Source organism: Flavobacterium sp. Root935 (assembly GCF_001429295.1).
Lineage (GTDB): Bacteria > Bacteroidota > Bacteroidia > Flavobacteriales > Flavobacteriaceae > Flavobacterium.
This window is the reverse complement of sequence record NZ_LMJL01000012.1, coordinates 1,607,303-1,616,184: the sequence shown is the minus strand read 5'-3', so window position 1 is coordinate 1,616,184 and position 8,882 is coordinate 1,607,303. Positions and strand designations below refer to the sequence as shown.

7 protein-coding genes are annotated in these 8,882 nt (G+C 32.9%); 6 read left to right on the top strand and 1 reads right to left on the bottom strand.

The window, feature by feature from the left end; all coding sequences use genetic code 11:
• Positions 1 to 130: 130 nt before the first annotated feature.
• Positions 131 to 1,147, bottom strand: a complete 1,017-nt coding sequence (locus tag ASE40_RS21615; protein WP_057119766.1) for a proline iminopeptidase-family hydrolase — start codon at positions 1,145 to 1,147, stop codon at positions 131 to 133.
• A 201-nt stretch (positions 1,148 to 1,348) separates the two neighbouring features.
• On the opposite strand from ASE40_RS21615, the gene ASE40_RS21610 reads away from it, so the two are divergent.
• From ASE40_RS21610 to ASE40_RS21585, 6 genes are all read left to right on the top strand, one after another.
• Positions 1,349 to 1,798, top strand: a complete 450-nt coding sequence (locus ASE40_RS21610) for a PepSY-like domain-containing protein (protein ID WP_057119764.1) — start codon at positions 1,349 to 1,351, stop codon at positions 1,796 to 1,798.
• A 149-nt stretch (positions 1,799 to 1,947) separates the two neighbouring features.
• Positions 1,948 to 2,979, top strand: a complete 1,032-nt coding sequence (locus ASE40_RS21605; protein WP_057119761.1) for a LacI family DNA-binding transcriptional regulator — start codon at positions 1,948 to 1,950, stop codon at positions 2,977 to 2,979.
• A gap of 271 nt (positions 2,980 to 3,250) precedes the next feature.
• The gene (locus tag ASE40_RS21600; protein WP_057119759.1) at positions 3,251 to 5,401 is read left to right on the top strand and encodes an alpha-glucuronidase family glycosyl hydrolase; all 2,151 of its coding nucleotides are present in this window, start codon (positions 3,251 to 3,253) and stop codon (positions 5,399 to 5,401) included.
• A gap of 14 nt (positions 5,402 to 5,415) precedes the next feature.
• On the top strand, positions 5,416 to 6,153 hold the full coding sequence (locus tag ASE40_RS21595; RefSeq protein ID WP_057119757.1) for an SDR family NAD(P)-dependent oxidoreductase: 738 nt from the start codon (positions 5,416 to 5,418) through the stop codon (positions 6,151 to 6,153).
• A gap of 114 nt (positions 6,154 to 6,267) precedes the next feature.
• Positions 6,268 to 7,428 (top strand): mannonate dehydratase, encoded by a 1,161-nt coding sequence (gene uxuA, locus ASE40_RS21590; RefSeq protein ID WP_128415017.1) that lies wholly within the window; start codon positions 6,268 to 6,270, stop codon positions 7,426 to 7,428.
• Between the two features lie 188 nt (positions 7,429 to 7,616).
• Positions 7,617 to 8,726 (top strand): endo-1,4-beta-xylanase, encoded by a 1,110-nt coding sequence (locus ASE40_RS21585; protein WP_057119754.1) that lies wholly within the window; start codon positions 7,617 to 7,619, stop codon positions 8,724 to 8,726.
• Positions 8,727 to 8,882: the final 156 nt, after the last annotated feature.

Below are 8,882 nucleotides of genomic sequence, written 5' to 3'. Positions count from 1 at the left end.
CCGCCTTTTTTTCAAAAACCCTGTTTCTAATCGAAACAGGGTTTTTTCGTTTTTATTGGTTTTTAGTTTAATGTAATTTCGGATTGTATTTATTGATTTTGAATCTAAATCCTGATTTATGCTTATGCCATTAGATTTTCTTGTCATTAACCTCATTTATAAATTTAATTACTCCATTCATAAAGATTTTTTGATCATCCCACATTGCTAAGTGGCTGCCATTTGGACAATATAAGTATCGTCCATTTTGAACTAATTTACTTTGTTCTTCCATAGCTTTTGGATCCATTGTGTCGTATTTGGCTCCTATCATTAAGGTTGGAATTGTGATTTCATGTAATCTACTCTTAATATCCCATTTTGCTAATCTTCCGCTGATGCCAAATTCACTTGGACCTTGCATTAAGCTATAAATTTCTCCATTTATATGTTTGCTGGCACGATTTAATCCGTCTGGCCATTCTTTTAATCGGCACAAATGCTTTTTATAGAAATTGGGTATTAGTAATTCCATATATTTTGGATTATTGAAATCTTTTTTAACTTCTAAAGATCTTATTTGCCTAAGAATTTCTGGGTTCATTTGTTTTGCTAAAACCTCATCAGCATATTTTCCGTAATCTGGAGCACTTGCCATCATGTTAGAAACTAATAATCCTTTCATATTTTTTTGATATTTCAAGGCGTACTCCATTGCAAGAATTCCTCCCCATGAGTTTCCCAGAACATAAAAATTATCTTTATCTGCATTTATTGCTTTACGTACTTGTTCTACCTCATCGACAAATCGTTCAATTGTCCATAAACTACTATCTTTAGGCTGATCGCTGTAATATGATCCCAACTGATCGTATTCATAAAATTCGAAGCCTTCTCGTTGAAAGAATGTTTCAAAACACTCCATATATTCATGCGTCATTGCAGGGCCGCCGTGTAGTAGAAGTATTTTGATTTTTGAATTATTTCCAAAACGTTTTGTCCAAACTTTAAATTCGCCAAGTGGAGTCTTTATTGGGATCATTTTTACTCCTGCAGATTCTACATCACCTTGATTGTAGCTGAAATAATTAGTAAGTTCATTCGATTGGTTTTCTTTTTTACAGGATGCTGTTAGTAAAAAAACTCCAAAGATCAGGATATAACGCATGGGTTTAAAATTTAGTAGTTTGAACTAATTTACAAATTATTTTCCATATCGATTTTTTTTCTTTTTTTGGTGAAATTGCAATGTATTAATCTTGTAATCAGTTGTATACATTGCATTTTAAAACACTAAAAAAATCTTAAATAGATTTGAATAAAAATTTTCTTGTAGTAAATTAGTAATACTATACTTAAATAAATCATTATGAAAACGAAAATATTTTTAGCCATAGGATTGTTAAGCTTAACAATCTCGGTCAGCGCACAGAAGAAGATCGAAGTATCAGAATTGCCAAAACCAGCTCAGGAATTTTTGAAAAAACATTTTAGCGAAACGACAGTCACAAGTGCTAGTAAAGATGCAGAACACGGTGAGAAAGGTTTTGAGGTAAAATTGCAAGACGGAACAGAAGTAGAATTCTGGAAGGATGGATCATATAGAGAAGTAGACGGCGGAGACAAACCAATTCCAACTGCTTTTATTTCAGATAATATTAAAGAGTATGTGTCAAAAAATTATCCGAATGAAAAAATTACTCATATTGATTATGGGCATAAAGATTTGGATGTGGATTTAACAAATGATATTGATTTGGAATTCACTAAAGAAGGTAAAATCCTTAAAGACAAAAAAAATGGCATAAAAGAAAAATAAAATTGATATTTACTATGCTTTGTTCGTCTAAAGTAAATCTTCAAATTAAAAGAAGGGCTTATTTTAGATGGACATTTTATTTTGAACCATTTCAGTAAAGCTAATCTTGGGAGAAAATAGTTTATATTTACATTTCTATTTTTTATTTCATGGAAGAAAATAAACATGTAACGATTTATGATATTGCTGAACGATTAAATTTGGCTACATCGACCATTTCACGGGCCTTAAAAGATCATCATACCATAAGTGATAAAACAATAAAGAAAGTGAAAAAAACTGCTGAAGAAATGGGATTTGTTCCTAATACTTTAGCAGCAGGTTTGCGAGGCAATAAAACCAGAACTATTGGTGTTTTGATTCCGACTGTTACTCAGCCATTTTTGTCATCACTAATTAGCGGTATAGAAATTACAGCTCAAAAGTCGGATTATACCGTAATTATTATGCAGTCGCATGATTCTTACGAAGAAGAAGTCAATATGGCTAAATCACTATACAGCAATCGTGTAAGTGGTGTGATTTGCTCTCTTGCAATGGAAACCAGAGATACAGCTCATTTTCATCAGTTTTCAAATAATAATATTCCGTTGGTATTTGTGGACAGGGTTCCTAAAGATTATAACACTTTTAGGGTTGTTATTGATAATTATACAGCAGGGTACAAAGCTACAAAACATCTTATAGAACAAGGATGTATTCGAATTGCTCATTTAACGGCTGGTTCAGAATTAGGTAATTTGTACAACGAAAGAAAAAGAGGTTATATCGAAGCTTTGAAAGATCATAATATAGAAGTTGAAGAAGAATTGATTATTAACTTGAATTCGGTTACTTACGAAGATGGTGTAAAAGCCAGCAATGCATTGTTTGATTTAAATCCAATTCCAGACGGTTTATTTGCACCTGGAGATATCCTGGCAGTAAGTGCTGTACAGACTGCAAAGAAACGAGGTATTAAAGTGCCAGAAGAATTCAAGGTAATTGGCTTTAATAACGATCCAATTTCACAGATTATTGATCCTAATTTATCTACAATTACACATCCCGCTGAGAAAATGGGAAAAGCAGCAGCTGATATTATTATCAAAAACCTGAAATCATCTAAAAATGATGATGCCAAGGAAATTACTTTTTTAAATACAGAAGTATTAGCTAGAGAATCTTCGCAGAAAAGTTAAAAATAGGATTTTAATACAAATTCAACCCAGTTAAAGCAGGATAGTTTTTATAATTATCCTGCTTTTATTTGTTATACTAATTATTTTTTGAAAAAAAGACAGCTAAAATTTTTTTCTTATATAACAATCTTATATTTTTACGCAACCGATTGCAATCAGTATTTTATTTCAGATAATGTATTTTTTAAATTAAAATTTTGTCAAATACTTTTATTAAGGAATTAAATATTGATTCTTTTAAAATAAAATTGTAAAGAATAAATTAAAACCAATGACTTCATTAAGATTTGTTTTCTTGTTTATTTTGATTTCCTTTTCAGCTTGGGCCCAAAAGGATTATAAATTGTGGCTTCAGTACAATGTTGTGAGCAATTCTGCAATTGCTTCAGAATATAAAAACAATCTTAAAAAAATTGTAGTCTTAGGAAATTCCGAAACCATAAAAATTGCTGAAAAGGAACTCAAAATAGGATTTTTAGATTTGTTCGGAAATATTCTTGAAATTAATTCGGATATAAAAGGAGAGAACAATTTAATAATTGGTTCACAATCGAGTTTAAATGCTGAAGTTAAAAAAGAAGTACAGTCTGATTTTGATAAAATAAATACAGAAGGTTTTATTATTAAATCTATTTCCCTTAAAAGCAAAAAACAAATCATTATTACGGGTAATAATGACATTGCAGTTTTGTACGGAGTTTTTAATTTCCTGAGAATATTGCAAACCAATAAATCAATCCAGAATTTAAATATTGTTGATTCTCCAAAAACAAATATCCGCATCTTAAATCATTGGGATAATCTCGACCGTACAATTGAAAGAGGTTATGCAGGATTTTCTTTATGGAATTGGCAGAAACTTCCTGATTTTATCGATCAGCGTTATATCGATTATGCAAGAATGAATGCTTCAATTGGAATTAATGGAACTGTTTTAAATAATGTGAATGCAAATGCTTTAATCCTGACCTCACAATATTTAGAAAAAGTTGAAGCTTTAGCGAATATTTTCAGGCCTTATGGAATTAAAGTATATTTAACTGCAAGATTTTCGGCACCAATTGAAATTGGAAAACTAAAATCTGCCGACCCCAAAGATCCTGAAGTGATGAATTGGTGGAAAAATAAAGCAAAAGAAATTTACAAACGAATTCCTGATTTTGGAGGGTTCTTGGTGAAAGCCAATTCAGAAGGTCAGCCTGGGCCTCAAAATTACGGAAGGGATCATGTTGATGGCGCCAATATGCTTGCAGATGCAGTTGCTCCTTTTGGAGGTGTAATTATGTGGAGAGCCTTTGTATATTCAGAACACGACACAAATGATCGTGCAAAACAGGCTTATGCCGAATTTCAGCCGTATGATGGAAAATTCAAAAAAAACGTAATTGTTCAGGTAAAAAATGGAGCAATTGATTTTCAGCCTAGAGAACCATTTCATCCTTTATTTGGTGCTATGCCAAAAACGCCTTTAATGATGGAATTTCAAATCACTCAGGAATATTTAGGATTTAGCACGCATTTGGTTTTTCTGCCCAAATTATTTCAGGAAGTTTTAGAATCAGATACGTATCAAAAAGGAAAAGGTTCAACCGTTGCCAAAGTTATAGATGGTACTTTATATGAAAATAAACTAACTGGAATTGCTGGTGTTGCCAATATCGGCAACGATTTGAACTGGACTGGGCATCCTTTTGCACAGGCAAATTGGTATGGTTTCGGAAGACTGGCTTGGAATCCGTATTTGGATTCAGAAACGATTGCCGATGAGTGGTTGAGATGTACTTTTTCAAACGATGAAAATTTTATAAAACCAGTTAAAAAGATGATGATCGATTCGCGTGAAGCCATTGTAAATTATATGACACCGCTTGGTCTGCATCATATTATGGATACAGGTCATCACTACGGACCGGGACCTTGGGTTTCAGATTTATCACGTCCAGAATGGAATCCTACTTACTATCATAAAGCGGACAAAAATGGAATTGGTTTCGACAGGTCAAAGTCGGGAACAAATGCCACTTCCCAATACGCGCCAGAACTAGAAAAGCTTTTTGATAATATAGAAACCTGTCCTGAGAAAGATTTACTATGGTTTCATCATATTTCGTGGGATTATAAACTGAAAAACGGTCAGACACTTTGGAACGGACTTTCGCTTAAATATCAGGAAGGTGTAAATCAGGTTACAGAGATGCAAAATGTTTGGAATAAAACAGAAAAATATATTGACTACGAACGTTTTAACGAAGTTAAAATGTTATTAGAAATTCAACAAAAAGAAGCAAAATGGTGGCGCGATGCCTGCTTATTATATTTTCAGCAGTTTTCTGGAAAAGAACTTCCTGAAGGAGTTGAAAAACCAACACAAACATTAGAATATTTTAAATCATTAAAATTCCCATTTGCGCCGGGAAATTAATTACATAATAAATTATGAGTAAAAAAACTGCAATTGTTACAGGAGGAAATTCAGGTTTAGGTTATGCCACAGCAAAAAAACTGTGTGATAACGGAATCAAAACGTATATAATTGGCCGATCGAAAGAGAAGACCGAAGATGCTTGTCGTGAAATTGGTGAAAATGCAATTCCAGTGATTTTTGATTTGAATGATTTGGCTGGAATTCCTGCAATGATTGAAAGTCTTACAAAACATGGTTCAATAGATATTTTGGTAAATAATGCAGGAATCAATCTTAAAAAAGAAATTCCAGACGTGACGGACGAAGATTTTCTTTCGGTAATTCACACCAATCTTTTGAGTGTTTTTACAGTAAGTAGAGAAGTGATTAAAAACATGAAAGAAAATGGCGGAGGAAGTATCGTTAATATCAGTTCAATGGCATCGCAATACGGAATTCCAAAAGTAATTGCATATTCTGCAAGTAAAGGCGCAATTGAATCTATGACACGCGCAATGGCAACAGAATTGGCTCCGTCTGGCATTCGCGTAAACTGTATTGCTCCAGGATTTATTAAAACTAAAATGTCAGCGGCAGCTTTGGATAATGATCCAGAAAGAAAAAATAAAGTATTGGGAAGAACTCCAATGGGATTTTTAGGAGAACCTTCAGATATTGCAGATGCTGTTTATTATTTTGCTTTAAACGAGTCAAAATATACAACAGGAACGATTTTGCCAGTTGATGGAGGAAATAGTATTGGGTTTTAATTGTGAAAATGCCACAAAGTCGCTAAGTCACAAAGGTTTATTTTAAAATATTTGGAAGGGAAAAACTTTGTGACTTAGTGCCTTCGTGGCGTAAAAAAAAGAAGTATGATAAAAATGCAGCAAACCATGAGATGGTTCGGTCCTAATGACAATGTAAGTTTGACTGATATTAAGCAAGCTGGAGCAACGGGAATTGTAACCGCTTTGCATCAAATTCCGGTTGGTGATATCTGGACGATTGAAGCAATAAAGGAAAGGCAAGAAATCATTCGGAATTATGGATTAGAATGGACTGTGGTTGAAAGTCTGCCTGTGCATGAAGAAATAAAAAGAGCCTCAGGAAATTACCTGCAGTACATCGAAAATTATAAAATTAGTTTAAGAAATCTGGCAGAATGCGGTATCAAAATTATCACCTATAATTTTATGCCGATTTTGGACTGGGTTAGAACAAATCATAATTTTATCAACGGAGATGGAAGTAAAGCCTTACTTTATAATCAGGATGCTTTTACTTATTTTGATGTTTTTCTTTTAAAAAGACCAAATGCTGAAAACGATTATTCTGAGGTTCAAAAACACAATGCCTTAAACTTTGGGAATAAACTTTCAGAAGATGAAAAAGCATTATTATTTAAAAATGTTTTGTTGGGATTGCCGGGAAGTAAGGTCAATTTTACGGCAGAACAGATTTTATCTTTATTAGATAATTATGCCAATATTGATAATGAAAAATTGAGAGAAAACTTGATTTATTTTTTATCAGAAGTTGCTCCCATTGCAGAAGAAATTGGCGCAAAATTAGCGATTCATCCTGATGATCCGCCGTTTTCTGTTTTAGGATTGCCGAGGATTGTTTCTACAGAACAAGATATTAAAGCCATTTTTGAAGCTGTTCCATTACATGCAAACGGATTGTGTTATTGCACAGGCTCTCTGGGTGCAAATCCTAATAATAACCTGGAGAAAATGATAGACGATTTTGGAGACAGGATTCATTTTTTGCATCTCCGAAATACCATCCGCGAAAGCGAAACTATTTTCAGGGAATCAGAACATTTAAATGGTGATGCGAATATGGAAGCTATTGTAGAAAAATTATTGATGCTGATGGATAAAACAAAAATAAGCTTGCCAATGCGTCCCGATCACGGATTTCTGCATTCAGCAGATGAAACGAAAGAAACCTATCCTGGATATTCTTTGGTAGGAAGACTAAAAGGTCTTGCTGAGTTAAGAGGATTAGAAATGGGAATTGCTTATAAATTGAAATAAAATAAACTTACGGTTTAGAAGAGATCAGTGATCTATTTGTCATTCCGAGGAACGCGGAATCGCACGAGAAACTCTGTATAATGTCGCTAATCTTTGTCAAATCCTGAGTGCAATTTTTCCTTACTTCGAAATGATAAAACTGTGATCGTAGATTAGATAAAAACTATTAACTATTAAACCAAAAATATATGAAATTTATTAAACCTTATTTATTTGCCGTCACAACTTTACTGACTGTAAGCTGTACATCTCAAAAAGAAACCGCTTCACTAAAAGATGTTTACAAAAATGATTTTTACATAGGAACAGCTTTAAGTGCAGATCAAATCGAACAAAAAGATACCAAAGTAGATTCGTTGATTAAAAAAGAATTTAATGCAATTACAGCAGAAAATATCATGAAATCAATGTTCACGCATCCGCAGAAAGATAAATATGATTTTGTTTTATCAGATAAATTTGTGGAATATGGCGAGAAAAACAAAATGTTTATTCATGGGCACACTTTGATTTGGCACAGTCAATTAGCGCCGTGGATGGAGAAAATTATAGACAGTACAGAAATGAAAGCTTTTATGAAAGATCATATCACAACTATTGTTTCTAAGTATAAAGGAAGAATCAATTCTTGGGATGTCGTAAATGAAGCTTTAAACGATGACGGTACTTTGAGACAGTCTGTTTTTTTGAAAGCACTGGGCGAAAAATATTTAGTTGATGCTTTTAAACTGGCAGAAAAGGCAGATCCAAAAGCAGAGTTATATTACAACGATTATAATATCGAAGAACCTGCAAAACGAGCTGGAGCGATTGCTTTAATAAAAAGAATAAAAGCCGAAGGCGGAAAAGTTGATGGTGTTGGGATTCAAGGACATTGGAGGTTGCAAAGTCCATCGATTGAAGAAATCGAGAAAAGTATTTTAGAGTATTCTGCATTGGGAATTAAAGTTGCTTTTACAGAATTGGATATTACGGTTTTACCAAATCCGTGGGATTTAAAAGGAGCAGATGTCAATCAGAAATTTGAGGGAAATCCAAAAATGAATCCGTATTCTGAAAAGTTGCCAGATTCTATTCAAACAAAATTAGCAGAACGCTATGCATCTATTTTTAAATTATTTTTAAAACACAAAGACAAAATTAGCCGAGTTACTTTTTGGGGTGTTTACGATGGGCAATCCTGGTTAAATGACTGGCCAATTAAAGGCAGAACCAATTATCCGCTGCCCTTTGATGTTAATTTAAAACACAAACTTGCTTACGATAGTATTTTGAAGTTAAAAAATGCTGAAGAATAATTAGTTAAATATTGTTTCTATTAGAAAATTACTAACAAGCGGTTGTTTTTTAAAATATTATTGAAATAAAGTAAACTAAATTTGCATAATATGTTTTTTTATCTAATTTTACACAACCGATTGTTTTAATAAAGATTTTATTTCTGTAAGGTTAGA